Consider the following 14859-nt stretch of genomic DNA (forward strand, 5'->3'; position numbering starts at 1 on the left):
TCCAGATGTGGGAGGTCGTGCTCGGCGAGGTCGCCAAGGTAGTCACCACGGGCATGCTGGGCGGGATCAAGGACCTGGTGGTCAAAAAGCTCGCCAAGCGTGCGCAGGGCGACGACCTGCGGCTGCTGCTCGCCGACGAGGACCGGCTGAAGGCGGCGCTCGACGAACTCGTCAAAACCGAGCCTGAGCTGGGCGGTCGCTTCGAGCAGTTGCTTCTCGAAGCGTCACCCGGTCCTCGTCCGTCGAGCGATATGCCGAGCGCGGCGCCGAACTTCGTCGATCGCGATGACGCGCGGGAGGAGGCCGCGAAACCTGGCGTCCACGTCATCTCCGGTCCGCAAGGCTCCGGCAAGAGCGCGCTGGTGTACCGGCTCGCGGCCGATCTGAGCACCAGCTATCCCGACCAGATCTATGTCGATCTCGCCGAGTTCCGAGTCGACAACAGCCTGCGCCGCACCGAGGTCGCCGCGCACATCCTGCAACGCCTCGGCGTGCACGGAAGCCTGATTTCGGGCAGCGCGGCCGAACTCTGGCCGCAGTACCGCTCGCTGACAGCCCGTCGGAAGCTGCTGCTGGCTTTGGACAACGCCGAAACCATCGGCGACGTGCGAGGCCTGATCCCGTCGTCGCCGTCGAGCTTGGTGCTGGTCACCGCGATCAGGCCGGGTGACGACCTCCGCTCGGAGTATCCGGGCATGCCGATCGAACTCGGAGCGCTCAGCGAGGCCGACGCGCTCAAGCTGCTCGGCCACGAGGGCCCTTCGGCGATCGAACTCGTGAACCTGTGTGACTGCATGCCCTTCGCGGTACTGCAGGCCGCTGTGCGAGTGAACAAGCGCGCGAGGCTCGGCGGCGACCCGGTCAGATCCGTGCTCGACGAATTCCGCGCGACCGGCGTGCTCGGCGGACTCGATGTCGTCGCGACCGCTTTCGAGCGGACGTTCGCCGAGCTGTCGCCGGACGCGGCCGAGCTATGTACTTTGCTCGCGTCGCATCCCGGCCCGGATTTCACGCAGGCGACCGCGCGTGCCGTGCTCGGCAGGCCGGCGGGTACCGCGCTGGACGAGCTCATCGACTCGGGTTTCGTGCTGGCCGCCGCCCGCCCCAAGCTGTACAACCTGGTCCGCGAAGGCGCCCGGCGACTCGGCACGCGCGATGCCGCCGTCGAACGGTCACTCGATTTTCATCGCGACCAAGCCGTCGCCGCCGACCTTTCGCTCGGCAAAGACCGGTTGCGCCGCTACGAGGTCTTCGAACCGGCCGCGGTGGACTTCGAGGGCAAGCAGCCGCTCGACTGGGTCGAAGACGCGCGCGAGACCTATGGCGCATTGGCGCGTGAAGCGTTCGCGCGCGGCAAAGACGTCGAACTCGGCCAGATCTGCGGTGCGCTCGAGACGCTGATGCTCAACCGGGGTCACCAGCGGCTGTTCGTCCAGATCAATCACTGGGGCATCCGGAGCGCGGAGCGCCTCGGTGACCACGCGCTCGAAGCCCGCATCCTCAGCCAGCAAGGCCGCGCGCATTTCCTGCTGCACGAATTCGACCGTGCGCAGCCGTTTCTCGACCGGGCCCGCGAGCTGGTGCGGCCACTCGACGACCCAGGCCTCGAATCGTCGGTACTGGAGTTCTGCGGTCGTTTCCACGAGGAGAAGCGCGAGTACCAGCCCGCGACCGACCTGCTGTGGCGAGCCGTTCTGCTCGACCGGAACATGGCAGAAGCGGGCAGCAGGGCACTCGGCCTGCACACCCGCATGCTGGCGAACGTGCTGGTCAAGAGTGGGCGCCCGCAAGACGCGTTCGGCCTGCTCGAAGAGTCCAAGGCCAACACGCGCGAGCCGCGCAACATCTCGCGCGTGCTGACCGTGTGGACCAAAGCGCTCATCGCGGTGGGTTCCTTGGACGCCGCAGAGCAGACACTGCGCGACGCGTGGTCACTGGCCGGTCAGGTCGGCGCGACGCAGTACGCGACCGAGCTGCATGAGACCGCCGCGGCACTGGCCGCGGCCCGCGGCGACTGGGCCACCACCGCGGATCAGTGGCAGCAGGCCTGGCAGATCCTGTGGGCGGCCGGTCATCCGCGTCAGGCGGAGTTCCACGCCAAGCTCATGGCCGCCGGACGACGCTGAGGTAAGCCTCGGACGCCAGCCGCATCGGGTCATCGCCGTCCAGTTCGAATTCCGATCCGTCCCGGCCCCGTACCAGGCAGCCTCGCGCGGAAGGCGCCACCGCGAGGCGTGCGAGCGGCCAGTGCGCGAGCAGTTCGGACAGGCGCTCGCGTGAGTCGGTGAACACCACGTCGGCGCCGTCGAGCTGGTGTAGTTCGGCGTCGTCGGCGTGCGCCACGACGTGCGAGAACTCCAGCCGAGGCGACGGCACGGACGCGGGAAACCGGACCAGCTCGCAGTCCAGGATGCCCGCGACGAACGCCGCGACCCGGCCGTCGGGCGGTTCGGGCGAAAGTACCGGCGGATAAGTCCGCGGCGCGGGTGGTTCCAGCGCCAGCTGACCGTAAATCAGCTCCCTGAGCAGTGAAGCCGACTGCCCAGGGGACTCGACGGCCCGCTCGACGATCGGACGGTGCACGCCGGACCGGTGGTGGCGCATGACCGACACGATCTGCTCGCGAAGGTCTTCGCCCAGCGACGGCACCGCGTCGATCAGCATCGCGAGCGGCGACCCGGCGACCGTCGTCATGGCGCCCGAAGTGGCGATGAGCAGCGGTTTATCGACGGCCGCCGCGTACAGCGCCGACGATCCCGCATCGGAGATCACGCAGTCGGCGGCGAGAATGGTCGCCTGCCAGCCGCGGTCGGGCGGGATGACCACGAGCCCGGCGTTCATCGCGTCGGTTTCCCAGCCGTGCACGCTGAACTCGCTGTGCGCGGCGGTCACCCCCGGATGCAGCACCAGCGCGACCTGGAACTCGTCATAGGGCAACGCGCCGAGCAGCCGTTGCGGCAGCTCCGGTTCGCCGCCGTACAACGAGCGCTTGCCGAACGTCGACGCCACCACGACCAGCTTGCGCGTCCCGGTGCCGAGCGCTTCGCGGTAGCGCCGGACGCGATGCGTGCTCAGCGACATCCGGTCGTAGCAAGGATCCCCGACGACGACAGCGTGCCCGGCCGCTTCGGGGCACGCCGCGCGGAGTTGTTCTCGTTGCACCGCATGGGAAAGCGCGATCGCGGCAGGCACGACCTCACCCAGCGGATCGAGCAGCTTCTCCGGATCCATGCCCGAGGTGACGCGACCGCCCGGATAGTACTTCTGGTAGCCGATGCCATGCGGGAACAGCAAAGTCGGTGCGTCCAGCTCAGCGAGCCGGTCGTTTTCGCTGGCAGCGAGCGCGAGATCGAACGCCGTCTTCGTGGCCTCTTCCCAGCTGATCGTGCGCACGTTGAGCCGTCGCAACGCGGCGTCGACGCCGTCGCCGAGATGCGCTGGATGTTCGGCGTCGTAGGTGAACACGAGCTGGAGGCGCCGGTCCGGACTGATCAGCGACAGGATGTCGAGTAGCCGGGTGAGCGTGGTGACCGTGCGAACGACGACCAGGACGACCCTGTCGAAATCACGCGTCAAAAAGTCCGGGGGGGGGTGACTGTTTCGGCCACTTAGTCGCCCCGCCGCGCGATCCAAGCCGCGGCTTGCGTGCGTCGCTGCATCCCGAGTTTCGCGAGCACCGAGGTCACGTAGTTCTTGACCGTCTTCTCCGCGAGGAACATCCGTTCCGCGATCTCGCGGTTCGACAGCCCCTCGCCGATCAGCACGAGCACCTCACGCTCACGCTCGGTCAACGCGTCAAGCTCGTCGCCGGGATTACGCATCCGGTCGAGCACGTGGGCGGTGCTCACCGGGTCGAGCAACGACCGCCCGGCCGCGACCTCGCGCACGGCCGTGACGACATCCTGGCCGCGCACCTGTTTGAGGAGGTACCCCGACGCGCCGGCCATGATCGCGCCGACCATGGCCTCTTCGTCGTCGAACGCGGTGAGCATCAGGCAGTACGGCGGATTCGGCCTCGACCGCAGCTCACGGCACAGCGCGACCCCGTCGCCGTCGCCGAGCCGCACGTCGACCACCGCCACGTCCGGCTCGACGTGCAGTGCGACGGCCAGCGCCTCGTCCACGCTCCCCGCCTCGGCGACGACCTCGATGTCGGACTCGTCGCCGAGCAGTTCCCGCAGGCCCCGGCGCACGACTTCATGGTCGTCTACGAGCAGGACGTGGATCGGCATGCCCCCAGATTACGGCGGCTCGATCAGCTTCAGGTCGAGCCGCCGGTATTCGCCGTACCTCGGCAGCCACACGTCGAGGAACTCGCCGTCCAGCTCAGGGTCGCTGATCACGAACTTCTCGCCCTGATACCCGATGCTCACCGGGAAACCCGACTCGAGCTGCCAGATCATCCGCATCCACTCGGCGGTGCGCTTGCCGGGGAACACGTTCATCAGCGCGCCCCGCCGCAGTGGCTTCGGCGGCCGGTTCGTCGCCGCCATCAGCCGGTCTGCGTGCAGGAACGGGTCCTCGGGCTTGGCGGGGCCGGTGGGCTGATGTGGCAAGACGTAGGCATCGGGGTCCGGCGGCGGGGCGATGTGCTCCTCGCGGATGACCACCGTGCCGTCCTCCGCGCGATGCACGGGCGCATAACCGCTGTCCCGCAAGGCGGCCAAGGTCGTCACAGCGTCCAATGTGGACGTCAGCACGGTCGGCGCGACCACGCGGAGGCCGAGTTTCACCAGCTTGCGGTGCGCGGCGATCTCGGCCAGCAGCGCGGGGTCCTCGCCGACCACGACGCAGCCGACGTCCGTCACGCTGACCTCGCCGTGGCGTCGCGCGACGTCGTTGAGCAGGTACGTCAGCGGCTGCGGCAGCTCGCCGCGTGCCACCCCGCGGAGTGTTTCGAGCAGGTCGGTGACCGAGGCGCCGTTGTCGTACGCGCGCCGGACGCTGGCCGGGCTGAAACGCCAGGTCGACGCCGAACCCTGGGTCTCGCGGTCGGCGACGCGGTCGAGCAGGTTGGCCAGCTCGGTGCTCGGCGGCCCGGTGACGATCGCGGTCAGGTCGGTGCCGAACAGCGCCGATCCGCACGCACCCGAAACAGCGGTCGCGGCCGCCTGCTCGAGGTTGCCCGTGAGCAGGGCGAACGCCAACTCGCTCGCGGAGTAGGACGCCGAAACGCCGACGAGCCTTGCCTCGGTCAGCGTCGCGGCGACGAGTAGACGGATGGCTTCCTCGTCGACCGATGGCATATGCCAGGCGACGAGCGCGGCGAACTGCTCGGGGTCGATCAGCCCGGTGCCCGGCTCGATACCGGCGAGCAGGCGCACGGTGAGCTGCCGGACCAGCTCATGGAGCTCATGGGGGTCCTCGCCGATCACCGCGCGGACCGCCTTCTCGTCCGCGGTCGACACGAACCGGAACTCCCACCAGGAGCGCAGCAGCCTCGTCAGCTGGTCGGCGGCGTCGAGCTCGCGGAAGCGGGTGAAGTCGTCGCTGGGGTGCAGGAACTCGGGCGGTTTGGGCGGCGTCCGGCGCGACCGCCCCGTCACCTCCGGGACGATCGGTATCTCGACGGCCAGCAGCCCCGACGCGCCTGCGAGATCGAGCGCGATCTTGATCTCGTCGCTGTCCGCGCCGAGGTCCTTGGCCAGCTTGGCGACCGCACGCGCGCCGACGCGACTGGTCTTGAGCAGCGGGATCGGGTCGACGGCAGACGAGCCGACCACCGTGATGACCCGGTCGAGCAATCGCAGCGCCGCGGCCGAAGACTCGGTCGCGACCCGTTCCGGTGCGACCGGGCAGAGCGCCACCTGCGGCGGGTCCGGCGTGAACGGCAGGTGGTAGTCACGGCCACGCAGCGCCAGCCCGATTTCCAGCGGCATGGTCACCACACCGCTGTAGGACGGGAAGAGCAGGCCGCGGTCAACGGCCCAGCCGACCGGGGTTTCGCGGTGGGCCGGCGTGTCCAGCTGCGCGTAGTGCGTGTGCTGGATGTAGTGCCCGAGCTGGACATCGCAGTCTTCCCAGACGAACTTGTGCAGTAGTTCGGTGACGCGGTCCGGCGCGACGGCGACCAGATCGCGCACGCGCGCGCCATCGCGCAGGTAGTCCAGCAGGCTGTCGAGCAGCTCCTGCCTGCGCCCGCCCGTCGGCAGGCCGAGCACGGCGGCCTTCGCCTTGAGGTACTCGGCGGGGATCGAAGACAGCTCCACCGCCAGCGGCGCGCCGAGCCGGAAGCGCCGGTAACCGTTGGCGTGCAGGATAACGGGCATCTGGATCACGCCGTATTCGAGCCACGCCAGCCCGTAACGGGCGAGCTTGGCGACGACCGCTTCGATCTCGCGGACCGTCGTGCCGAAGCATTCGGCGACCGCCGAGACCGGCACGCCGTCTTCGTCACCCAGCGCAATCCTCAGCTGGATCGCCGACAGCACTTGGAGCTCGGGCGCGGTGAGCGCGGCGACGGCGAGTTCCACGGACTCCGGCAGGGTGAGCCGATCAGCGAGGTCGGACATCCGTCGAGGCCAGGGCGCTACGAGCGCGTCCAGGCGGTTGCCGAGCAGCTCGGCGAGTTCGGCGCGGCTCAGCTTGGTGAGGAGGCCGATCAAGGCTTCTTCGGGTTCCATCGCCTCACCACGGTAGTCGCCGGGCTCATTCCTGTCGGTGACCACCCGTACGGTGTCGGAAGGAGATGACCGCTGACAGCGAGGGAGGGCTCATGGACCGCGTACCCGCGGACATGTTCCGTTTCACGCAAGGCGATCGCGCCGAGCTGTACACCGCGATCCTGCATGCCTTCGGCGAGGCGAACGAACGGCTGGAGACCGCGCTCGGGCTCGACGGCGTGCGCAACCGGCTGCGGTCGGTCGGCTGGTTCGACGCGCTCGACGACGAGGATCTGGCCAGGGCGCTGGAACAGCTGCAGAACTGGAAGCTGCTCGACGTCATCCAGAACCATGCTGAGAACTACCGCACGGCGAGTGAGTACGAACGCCGGAACCTGCAGTTTTCGCTGACCAGGCGCGGCGAGGCGGCCTTGTCCGGTGTGCAGCACGCGCTCGGGGTGCTGGCCTCGTCCGGCGCGTTGCAGACCGCGGTGCTGGACGCGATCTCCGACCGGCTCGACGGGCTGGCCGTGCTGCTCGGCGAGCCTTCGGACCGGCGGGTGTTCACCGCGTTGATGGAGCTGGAAGGCCACCTCGAGGCGTTGCGGGTCAACACCAAGCAGTTCAACGGCGAACTCCAGCGGCTGCTGCGCGCCGAGGGCGCCGATTTGGCCACGTTCCACGAGGTCAAGTCCGCGACGGTGACGTACCTGGAGGAGTTCCTGACCAATCTCGACCAGCGTACGCACGCGATCGCGTCGGGTGCCGAGCGCATCGATGTCGCCGTGCTGCACCAGCGGGCGCTGCTCGGCGCGGATCTGCCGCCGACGGTGAGCGAGCAGGCCAAGACCGAGTGGCTGGAGCATCGCCGTACCCGCTGGGAGGGTTTGCTCGCCTGGTTCAAGCCGTCGGACGGCAGCCCGGCGCGGGTCGAGCAGCTGCACACGGTGGCCAGGCGCGCGATCGTCACGCTGCTGCAGGTGCTGGACCGCATCAGCGAATCACGGCGCCGCGCCAGCAGCGCCGTCGCCGATTTCCGTGAGCTGGCAAGGTGGTTCGCCGCCGCGCCTGCCGAGGCTGATCTGCATCGCCTGTGGTCGACCGCGTTCGGGCTGAGTTCGGCGCGGCACGCGCACCTCGGGCATCCCGATCCGGAGCTGGTGCCGGCCAATTCCACTTGGGCGGACGCGCCGTCGGTCGAGATTTCCGCACTGCTGCGCAGTTCCGGGCGCACGGAGCGGTTCACCCGCACCGGCAAGGTTCGCGATGTCAGCGCGATCAAGGCCGCTCGCGCGGAGCGGGCGCGCGCCGAGCGTGAGGAGTTGCAGGAGGCCTGGGGCAAGCTCGCGACCGGTGGCGAGGTCCGGCTTTCGGCTTTCGGCGAGCTGGACCACTCGCTGTTCCAGCGCCTGCTCGACCTGCTCGGACGTGCTTTGTCGACTTCGCCCGATTCGACAGGCGCGCGGCGCGGGGTGACCAGCGACGGCAAGGTCGAGGTCATCCTGCGGCCGCCGCCCGATGCCCGTGGCGCGGTGCTCACCACGGCACGGGGTAGGTTCGCCGGACCTGATTTCCTGGTCGACATCCGGGTCGCGGGAGGCCGTCCATGAGCAACCTGGCGAATCAGCTGGTGCTGGCCGAGCGCGCGGACGTCGCGCGCGGTATCCGGCTGCTGCTCGCGTCGCCGCTGATCAGCGCCCGGCTCGCGCCGGACACGTTCGACCTGGTGCGGCGCAGGCGTGAGCCGATCGCGAAATGGTTCGACTACTACTGCGGCTGGTCACTGCTGATCGAGCCGAGGCTCGGCTACGCGCGCCTGATGAAGGTGCGCGCCCGCGCCGATCCCAGCCGTCCCGCGCGGCGCGCTCGGTCCGGCCGTGCGCCGTTCGACCGCCGTCGCTACACCTTGCTGTGCCTGGTCGCGGCGGAGTTGCTGGCCGCGCCGGTGACCACCATCGGGCTGCTCGCGGACAGGGTCACCCAGGCAGCGGCCGCGGACCCGCTCATCGACGCCTTCGACACCTCACAGCGCGCCGAACGCATGGCGTATGTGGATGTCCTGCGCATGCTGGAGTCGTTCGGGGCGCTGGAAGCGGTGGATGGCAGCACCGAGGCGTTCGTCGCCAGTGCCACCGCGAAGGCGTTGTACCGCGTCGACGCCACCTTGGTGATGCGGCTGCTCGCGGCACCCAACGGCCCGTCCCAGTTCGCCGTGCCTGCCGAGGAGGTCGCCGTCCGTTTCGAAGAACTGCTGGCCGCGCTGCGCAGGGAAAGGCGCTATGGCGACGCGCCGGAGGCCGCGCACGCCATCGACGGCGCGTCGGACGTGCAGCGAAATCTCTGGCTGCGGCATTCGGTTTTCCGGCGCCTTGTCGACGATCCGGTCGTCTACCGCGAGGACCTGTCCGCGGCCGAACTCGCGTATCTGTACTCGCCGACGGGCAGGCAACTGCTCCGGCGCGCGGCGGAACAGGGCGGATTCGTGCTGGAAGAACGTGCCGAGGGGGTACTGCTCGTCGATCCGGACGCGCTGGCGACGGATGGCAAGTTCCCCGACGATTCCAGCAACGCCAAGGTCGCCGCGCTGCTCATGCTCGACGTGATCACCGCGTCGGACGGCGGGGTCGAGCCGGACCGGCTCAGCGCGGAGGCTGACCGTCTGCTCGGCGAGTTTCCGCGCTGGGCGAAGGCTTATCGCGGTGAGGACGGCCGCGAGCAGCTCGTGCACGACGCGCTGGCCGTGCTCGACGAGTTCGGCCTCGCGCGCCGCAGCGGCGAGCTGGTCGTCGCGTTGCCCGCGGCCTCGCGCTACGCGGTCACCGAAGTGAAGTCGGCGGAGGCATCATGACCGCGCGCTGGTCGCCCACCCGAGCGGGCATTCTCAATGTCTGGCGGTACTACGACGAGATCTTCGAGTTCCACAAAGGACGGTTGCTGCTGCACGGGCCCAACGGCACCGGCAAGTCCAAGGCACTCGAGCTGCTGCTCCCGTTCCTGTTCGACGCCAGCCTGCGCGCGAACCGGCTGTCCACCTTCGGCACCGGCGAGCGCACCATGCACTGGAACCTCATGGGCGACGGCGCCGCCGGCAGCACGCGGGTCGGCTATGTCTGGCTCGAGTTCAAGCTCGGCGAGGAGTGGTTCACGTGTGGTGCGCGGCTGCAGGCGAGCACGCACACCAAGACCGTGCACGTCGACTACTTCACCACCGGCAGGCGCGTCGGCGTCGACCTGCCGCTGGTCACCGCCGCAGGGCAGCCGCTGACCAAGGCCGGGCTGGCTGACGCGCTCGGCGACCGCGGTGACCTGCATCCGACCTCGGCCGAGTACCGGACGGCCGTGCGCACGAAGTTGTTCCCCGGGCTCACCGAGCAGCGCTACGACGCGTTGATCACCGCGCTTTTGCAGCTACGGCAGCCGAAACTCTCCCAGCGGCTCGATCCGGGCCTGTTGTCGACGCTGCTGTCGCACGCGCTGCCACCGCTCGGCGAGGGCGAGATCGCCGAGCTCGCGGAGGGCTTCGAACGGCTGGACCGCCAGCGCGAGCAGCTGCGGCTGCTGGACGCGGAGGTCGACGCGGCGCGCAGGCTCGCCACTCAGCAGCGCGGTTACGCGATGCGCGTCTTGCGTGCGTCGGCCGCGAACCTGATCTCCGCGACCTCCGATCTGACCAGGCTGACCAGGGCGGCGCGAGAGTCGGCGGAGAAGTACGACGAAGCGGTCACCGTCAACGAGGAGACCGGGCAGCGGCTCGAAGCGCTCGCCGAACGCGGCGGCCTGGTGTCCGCCCGCATCTCGGGCCTGGTCGAAAGCGACGACTACAAGCAAGGCCGTGAGCTGGACAAACTCCGCGAGGCGGTCCAGACGGCGCAGGCGGACGCGAAGGCGAAACGCGACGCGGCGGAAGCCAAGCTGAAGGTCGCGGCCGCCGACGCGGCAGAGGCGGTGGTCGCGGAGGGGCTCGCCGGTCAGCGAGCGGGCAAGGCCGCGGACGCGGGGCGAGACGCCGGGCGTGCTGCCGAACGCGCGCAGCTGAACGGCGTCTGGGCGGAGATGAAATCCGTGCTGCCTTCGGGCTCGTCCGGCGTGCGGAAGCTGCTGCGTGCCGCGGTACGCAGCAGGCATGACCAGATCCGCGAAGTGCGGGAGGCGGTCAGCCTCCATGAGATCGCGCTCGATCGCCGCCGGGGGGCCGAGGACTCGGTCGAGCAGGCGCGGACAGACCTGACGGCGGCCGTCGAGAAGCGCGAGGAGCTGGCCCGCGCGTACGTGCAGGCGATCGAGGTGCAGGTCAAACGGCTTCGCGAGTGGGCGGACGGCTGCACCGAGCTGACATTCGCCGAAGTGGAGTCGCTGACGGCGCTGGCCGAATCCGAGTCAGGCGTGCTGGAGCTGGTCACCGCCGTGGCGGATCGGGTGCGGCACGAGATCACCGTCGCGTCGACCACGCTGACCACCGAGCGCGCAACGCTCGACAAGAGCCGGTCCGAGCTGGTCGCCGAGAGCCACCTGCTCGAAGCCGACCTCGACCTGCCACCCGCGACACCGCACACCCGCACGGCCGACAGGTCCACAATGGACGGTGCGCCGTTCTGGAAGCTGGTGGCCTTCACCGACGCGGTGCCGGAGGACGATCAAGCGGGCATCGAGGCCGCGCTGGAAGCCAGCGGACTGCTCGATGCCTGGGTTCCGGTACACGGCGGCATCGAGGTCAACGGGCACGACACCTTCCTCGACGCGGACTTCCCGCTGGTCAAGGAGGGCGATTCCCTGCTGGCCGTGCTGCGGCCAGAGCCGGATGGCCCGGTGCCCAACGAGGTGATCGAGCGGCTGCTGGGTGGTATCGCGTACGGCGAGCGCGTGCCGGGCAGGCATGAGGTGGCCATCGGCGCGGACGGCTGGTGGCGGCTGGCGAACGCGAGCGGCAGCTGGGTCAAACCCGAGGCGGCGCACATCGGCGCGGTCGCCAGGGAGAAGGCACGCCAGCGGAAACTGGCCGAGCTGGCCATCCGCATCGGGGAACTCGACAACGAGCTCGCCAGGTTGGACGCCGAGCTGAAGTCGCTCGATCGCCGTCGCGAGCGTGTGACGGCCGAGCTGGCGAACCGTCCGCGTCACGACGAGGCCGAAGCCGCGGCCTCCGCGCTGAACCTCGCCGAGTCGGCCGTGACTTCGGCGGATCGAACGGTCGGCAGGCTGCTCGACCAGCTCGGCAAGCATGAGCAAGCCGTCCGCGAGGCACTCAAGACGGTGACCATGAAGGCCGCCGAGAACGGTCTTCCGACGGAGCCGGAAGGACTCGAGGCGATCGCCGTGGCCGTCGACGGCTTCCGGGACCTCGCGGACAGCTGGCTGGATGCCGAGGCCGAGTCCTCCGCCGCGCGGGCCCGGATGGAGGAGCGCGCCGAGCAGGTCCGGCGTTCCGAGCAGGCCGCGGAGGAGGCGAGCGAAGCCGCGCTGGGCGCCGAGCGGCACGCGAACGGCCTGGCCGAGAAGGCCGAAGCTGTCGAAAGCACCGTGGGGCGCGACTACCAGGAACTACTGGCCGAGCTGAGCGGGCTGCGGCAAGAAGCGACCGAGCTCGCGGCCGGCGAGAAGAGCCTCAACCAGGAGTTACGAGAGCTGGCGACCAGGCTCGGCGCACTGGACAACCAGCGGACTATCGACGCGGAGATCCAAAAACAGTCCGTCGAGCATCGCAACGAGATGGCGGCCAGGTTCCGCCATCTCGCGTCGGGGAGCTTCCCCGCGGATTCCGGCGTCGAGCTGGCCGCGATCGACTCCATCACCGCCAGCCTCGAAGCGGCGCGGGTGGTGGCCGCGAAATGGCCGAACATCCCGCATGCGCAGAAGAACCTCGGCGACGCGTTGCATCGGTTGAACGAGGTCGTCTACGAATGCCGGGAAACCCTGAGCGACCGCGCTGACCTGGAGCTGGAGACCGATGGCGACATCGGTGTGTTCAGCGCGACCGTCAACGGGCTGCGCGTCGGAGCCGCCGAGCTGCTCGAGCTGTTGCGCGCGGACGCCGAGCGCAGCCGAGGCGACATCACCGGCGCCGAGCGCGAGCTGTTCGACAAGACGCTGACCGGGGATACCCGGCGGCATCTCGCCGCGCGTATCCGGCAGGCGACCGGGCTGGTCGACGCCATGAACGAACGCCTGGAGCAGGTGCGCACCGCCTCGAAGGTGGCTGTCCGGCTGGTCTGGCAGGTCCGCGAGGACCTGCCGGCCGGCACCCGCGCGGCCAGGGAACTGCTGCTCAAGGACCCGGTCCGGCTCAGCGACGCGGACCGCGAGTCGCTGCACCGGTTCTTCCGCGACCGCATCGAGGAGGCGAAGGCCGACGACACGGCGACCAGCTGGGAGCAGCAGCTCGCGCAGGTCTTCGACTACACGAGCTGGCACCAGTTCGTCGTCAAGATCGACAGGGCGAACGGCACGGGCTGGCAGTTGCTGACGAAGAAGCTGCACGGTGCCCTTTCCGGTGGTGAGAAGGCCATCGCGTTGCATCTGCCGTTGTTCGCCGCCGTCGCCGCGCACTATCAGGCCGTGCTCGAAGCGCCGCGAATCATCCTGCTCGACGAGGTGTTCGTCGGCGTGGACACCGCGAACCGCGGGCAGATCTTCGGCTTGCTGTCGTCGCTGGATCTCGACCTGCTGCTCACCTCCGATCATGAGTGGTGCGACTACCGCGAACTCGACGGCATCGCCATCCACAAGCTGATCACCGGAGGCGACGGCGACGACGCGGTCACCACCGTGCGGTTCGTCTGGGATGGCGCCGACCTGCGGCCCGATGAGGTCGATGCGTGACGTTGCGGCCGGTATGGGAGGCGGTTCACCAGCGGCTTTCGTCGGGTCGCCCGGTCAGTTCGGTGCGCGTCGGTCCCCTTTCCGAGGCCGCGCGCGAGGCGTTGGCCGACCTGCTCGGCTTGGCTTCGCTGCCGGGTGAGTACGCGACGGTGTCGCTACGCAAGCTGGACGAAGCGGTGGGCGATGTCCGCGCGGTCGTCATCAGCGAGATCGGTCCGCTGGACGACGTGGCAGCCCGACGTGCCGCCGAGGCTTCGGCGCGGGAGGAGCTGTGGGCCTGGCTTGACGCACATGAGGTGGTGACCGCGGAGCCTGTGCTGCGCGAGTGGGTGGCTCATGTGCGCCGGATGGGCGTTTCCGGTTCCATCGACGCGACGCGTGTCTTGCTCACCAGGGTGTTGCGAGTGCTCGAGCGGTTGCCGTCGGACGGACGGCCGTTGCCCGCCTTCGCGGATCAGGTGCTGGGCGAAACCCACGCGCTCGATGCGGACACACGCGAATCCGCGCTGGTACTGCGCGCGCTCGCCACGCTCTACGACGCCGAGCCGCCGTCGAACGCGGGTGAGCGCCGTGCGCTGTGGGAGCGGGCGGGGATAGCCGAAGACGAGTTGTCCGTCGTGGTCACGGCTGCGGGGCTGCGAACGCCGGGGTACGGAATCGCGTCCACCATCCTGCGCGAGTGCCGTTCGGCCGGGCACGCGGCGGCTCTCACGCTCGCGCAGTTGCGTGCTTCCCGCCTGATCAACGGGCCGCGCGATGTCTGGATCGTCGAGAACCCGAGTGTGCTCGCGCAGGCCGTGCAGAGGTTCGGCACGGACTGCCCGCCGATGGTCTGCGTCTCGGGGTGGCCGAACAGTGCCGCGATGCTCCTGCTTCAGCAGCTGGCCGACGCGGGCTCGGCGTTGCACTGCCACGGTGACTTCGACGGCGAGGGGATCCGGATCGCCGCGCACGTCATGGCGCGCACCGGCGCCCGGCCGTGGTTGATGTCCGCTGACGACTATCTGGCCGCTTTGGAGCTCGATGCGAGCGGTGGATCCGTCGGCCGGGTCACCGAAGCGCCGTGGGATCCGAGGCTCGCGCCGCTGCTTCGCGAACATCGTGTGGCCGTCGCCGAGGAGCGAGTGTCCGATTCGCTGCTGGATTCGGCCGCTGACCTGGGGAAACGCCGTTAAGGTACCCCCCTGTTTCGGCCCCCGATCAGCCATGTAAAGTTCTCCAAGTCGCCAGGGAAACCGGGTGGCCGACCGGGAGAGAAAGAGTCCCGGACAAAACTTGCTAGACAGAATATGCTAGAAAACAATTCGCTCTGGATAAGGTCAGGGAAACCTGATGCGATCCTCGGTGTGTTGCTTGAGAACTCAACAGTGTGCTAGTGAACTAAGCCAGTAGAGCTTATATATTGAACCTCGTTTGAGGTTCCTTTGAGTGCATTAAATTG

At 69.1% G+C, this 14859-nt stretch carries 8 protein-coding genes; 5 read left to right on the forward strand and 3 right to left on the reverse strand.

Going from position 1 to position 14859, the window contains the following annotated elements; genetic code table 11:
* Nucleotides 1-5: 5 nt before the first annotated feature.
* Entirely contained in the window at nucleotides 6-2126 is a 2121-nt protein-coding gene (locus tag ACFV15_RS04915) for a hypothetical protein (RefSeq protein ID WP_378348799.1), read from the forward strand.
* Here ACFV15_RS04915 and ACFV15_RS04920 read toward each other — a convergent pair.
* Genes ACFV15_RS04920 through ACFV15_RS04930 form a run of 3 tightly spaced genes read right to left on the reverse strand, consistent with a single transcriptional unit; the run spans nucleotide 2104 to nucleotide 6623 of the window.
* Complete coding sequence (locus tag ACFV15_RS04920; RefSeq protein WP_378348800.1) at nucleotides 2104-3576, reverse strand: hypothetical protein; 1473 nt, start codon at nucleotides 3574-3576, stop codon at nucleotides 2104-2106. The genes ACFV15_RS04915 and ACFV15_RS04920 overlap by 23 nt on opposite strands.
* Before the next feature lie 32 nt (nucleotides 3577-3608).
* The gene (locus tag ACFV15_RS04925; RefSeq protein WP_378348801.1) at nucleotides 3609-4232 is read right to left on the reverse strand and encodes a response regulator; all 624 of its coding nucleotides are present in this window, start codon (nucleotides 4230-4232) and stop codon (nucleotides 3609-3611) included.
* A gap of 9 nt (nucleotides 4233-4241) precedes the next feature.
* Nucleotides 4242-6623, reverse strand: a complete 2382-nt coding sequence (locus tag ACFV15_RS04930; protein WP_378348802.1) for a helicase-associated domain-containing protein — start codon at nucleotides 6621-6623, stop codon at nucleotides 4242-4244.
* Nucleotides 6624-6715: 92 nt separating this feature from the next.
* On the opposite strand from ACFV15_RS04930, the gene ACFV15_RS04935 reads away from it, so the two are divergent.
* From ACFV15_RS04935 to ACFV15_RS04950, 4 genes are read left to right on the forward strand one after another with little or no spacing between them, the layout of a single operon-like run.
* A complete protein-coding gene (locus tag ACFV15_RS04935) occupies nucleotides 6716-8212 on the forward strand; it encodes a TIGR02677 family protein (protein WP_378348803.1) in 1497 nt (498 codons plus the stop codon).
* Nucleotides 8209-9450, forward strand: a complete 1242-nt coding sequence (locus ACFV15_RS04940; protein ID WP_378348804.1) for a TIGR02678 family protein — start codon at nucleotides 8209-8211, stop codon at nucleotides 9448-9450. The genes ACFV15_RS04935 and ACFV15_RS04940 overlap by 4 nt, the downstream gene beginning before the upstream one ends.
* A complete protein-coding gene (locus ACFV15_RS04945; protein WP_378348805.1) occupies nucleotides 9447-13418 on the forward strand; it encodes a TIGR02680 family protein in 3972 nt (1323 codons plus the stop codon). The genes ACFV15_RS04940 and ACFV15_RS04945 overlap by 4 nt, the downstream gene beginning before the upstream one ends.
* The gene (locus tag ACFV15_RS04950) at nucleotides 13415-14593 is read left to right on the forward strand and encodes a TIGR02679 family protein (protein ID WP_378348806.1); all 1179 of its coding nucleotides are present in this window, start codon (nucleotides 13415-13417) and stop codon (nucleotides 14591-14593) included. The genes ACFV15_RS04945 and ACFV15_RS04950 overlap by 4 nt, the downstream gene beginning before the upstream one ends.
* The last annotated feature ends 266 nt before the right edge of the window (nucleotides 14594-14859 follow it).

This window comes from Amycolatopsis sp. NPDC059657 (assembly GCF_042734395.1).
GTDB lineage: Bacteria > Actinomycetota > Actinomycetes > Mycobacteriales > Pseudonocardiaceae > Amycolatopsis.

Bases quoted from the DNA above. Each gene is read 5' to 3' on its own strand.
- ACFV15_RS04915 (WP_378348799.1), top strand. From the start codon at position 6: ATGTGGGAGGTCGTGCTCGGCGAGGTCGCCAAGGTAGTCACCACGGGC.
- ACFV15_RS04925 (WP_378348801.1), bottom strand. From the start codon at position 4,232: ATGCCGATCCACGTCCTGCTCGTAGACGACCATGAAGTCGTGCGCCGG.
- ACFV15_RS04930 (WP_378348802.1), bottom strand. From the start codon at position 6,623: ATGGAACCCGAAGAAGCCTTGATCGGCCTCCTCACCAAGCTGAGCCGC.
- ACFV15_RS04935 (WP_378348803.1), top strand. From the start codon at position 6,716: ATGGACCGCGTACCCGCGGACATGTTCCGTTTCACGCAAGGCGATCGC.
- ACFV15_RS04940 (WP_378348804.1), top strand. From the start codon at position 8,209: ATGAGCAACCTGGCGAATCAGCTGGTGCTGGCCGAGCGCGCGGACGTC.
- ACFV15_RS04945 (WP_378348805.1), top strand. From the start codon at position 9,447: ATGACCGCGCGCTGGTCGCCCACCCGAGCGGGCATTCTCAATGTCTGG.